The 2,179-nt window shown below is 62.5% G+C and carries 2 protein-coding genes; one reads left to right on the top strand and one right to left on the bottom strand.

The features are described from left to right. The first annotated feature begins 90 nt into the window (after positions 1-90). Complete coding sequence (locus tag A2I95_RS32890; RefSeq protein WP_291736590.1) at positions 91-624, top strand: HutD family protein; 534 nt, start codon at positions 91-93, stop codon at positions 622-624. On the opposite strand, the gene A2I95_RS32895 is transcribed toward A2I95_RS32890, so the two are convergent. Next, complete coding sequence (locus tag A2I95_RS32895) at positions 621-1,988, bottom strand: formimidoylglutamate deiminase (RefSeq protein WP_291736592.1); 1,368 nt, start codon at positions 1,986-1,988, stop codon at positions 621-623. The genes A2I95_RS32890 and A2I95_RS32895 overlap by 4 nt on opposite strands. Between the last annotated feature and the right edge of the window lie 191 nt (positions 1,989-2,179).

Consider the following 2,179-nt stretch of genomic DNA (forward strand, 5'->3'; position numbering starts at 1 on the left):
CAGACTGGATGGGCAGTCAGCAAAGGGCTTGCGGTCGTTTGCACCCGGGTTTTATGTCTAAGCCTACTGCAACGCCAAAGGGACATGCCAATGCGCTTCTCCGCCCAAACTGCCCAACCGGTTCCCTGGAAGAACGGCAGCGGTGTGACCCGTGAGCTGGCGTCGCACGCAGAAGGCGGCCGGATGGTCTGGCGCCTCAGTTTGGCAGAGATCTCGCGGGACGGCCCGTTTTCTGCTTTTCCCGGCCTTGCCCGTATCCACTGCATCGTGGCGGGCGCCGGGCATGTTCTGTCCAACGCAGGAACCCGCCTGGAGGCCCGCCTGATGGAACCGCTGGCGTTTGACGGCTGCCTGGAGTTGGACTGTTGCCTGCGAAGCGGCGCTTGCAAGGCCTTCAACGTGATCTATAATCCCCAGCTTGTGTCGGCAGAGGCCAAGGTTCTGAGTGATGGAAGGGTGTCTAATGCTGCGGGCGGCCAGGTGGTCCTTGTTGTGTCGGGCAGCTTGGAATTGAGCGGTGGAGACAGGCTTATTCCTGGTGAAGGGATCATCATGGAAAACGCCGCCAGCGGAGAGATCTCCGAAGGCGGCGCTGTGATCCAAGTGCGATTTCAGCCGGTTTAGAGACTGTTCAGCAGGTCCTTGATTGCCGTTCTGTAGCCTGCGATCACACGGTCTCGGGCAATATGGCGGCCCTGTTGCACCACATGACGGCCGGCGCTCCAGACGTCGGTCACGGTGTCGTCGCCTGCCGCAAAGCACAGCCCGTCCAGCATCTGCTCCGGCTTCAGCGCGCACAAGGCCGGCACGCTGCTGTCAATCGCCACCAGATCCGCCAGTACGCCCTCTTCGATCCGCCCGGCATTGCGGCCCAAGGCCTGCGCCCCGCCTTTCGCCGCGCCCATGTAAAGGGTTTCGCCAACCGACCCTTCGCCAGGCACCAGCACATTGCGGGCCAGATCGCGCAGGCGTTGGGAATACTCCAGCGTGCGCAGCTCTTCAGTCAGTGAAATCCGCACGTTAGAGTCTGATCCGACGCCGAAAACACCCTCATGCGCCAGGTATTCCACCCCATTGAACGGCCCGTCGCCCAGGTTCGCCTCGGTGATCGGGCAGAGGCCTGCAACAGCGCCGGAACGGGCCATGCCCACGGTCTCGGCGCTGGTCATATGGGTGGCGTGGATCAGGCACCATTTGCTGTCGACCGGCGCGTTTGCCAGCAGCCATTCCACAGGCCGCGCGCCAAGCCAATCGCTGATATCGGCCACTTCCTTGGGCTGTTCCGAGATGTGGATATGCACCGGCAGCCCGTTTGAGATCTGCAGAACCTCTGCCAGATCCTCGGGGCAGGTGGCCCGCAGCGAATGCGGCGCAATGCCGACGCAGGCGTCCTGCGGCAGATCCCGCGCAACTTTTTCGCGCGCCTGAGCGACCAGTTCAGAGAATTCCGCCACCGAATTGCCAAACCGCTGCTGGCCGCCATTCAGGTCCTGCTTATCAGCGCCGCCGTAGCTGTAAAGCACCGGCAGATGGGTGAGACCGATGCCGGTCTGGCCGGCGGCTGCAAAGACCCGCTCGCTGAGTTCTGTCAGTGATGCAAAACGGGCTCCGCCCAGTTGGTGATGGACATAGTGAAATTCGCCAACCGAGGCATAACCGGCTTCCAGCATCTCCATGAAAACCAGCGCAGCGATAGCTTCATATTGTTCCGGGGTGATGCGGTCCACGAACCGGTACATCAACTCGCGCCAGGTCCAGAAGCTGTCCTTGCCGGCCGCTCGGTACTCGGTCATCCCGGCCATCGCGCGCTGGAAGCTGTGGGAGTGCAGGTTGCCGAGCGACGGCAGCAGCACATCTGCCCGCGCATCTTCGGTTTGCGGCTGAGCACCTGTTTCCAGAGACGTGATCCGCCCGGCCTCAACTGTCAGCCGGAGGTTCTCTGCCCACCCTTGGGGCAGGCGGGCGCGCTGGGCGAATATTGTCTGCATCCGTCTCTCTTATGTGTAGATGTATTACCTTTAGCGGCGTGCTTATTACACGGCAAGGGTTTTGCGCAGAAGGGGCGCTGCCCCCCCCCGGCCGGGTAGCCTCACCCCGGGATGCTTCCGGGCCGGAAGAACGGGGAGTCCAGCCTTCAAATATCCTGGGGCCTGGGGCAAAGCCCCAGCTGCCGGAGGCA

This window comes from Leisingera sp. F5, assembly GCF_001593695.1.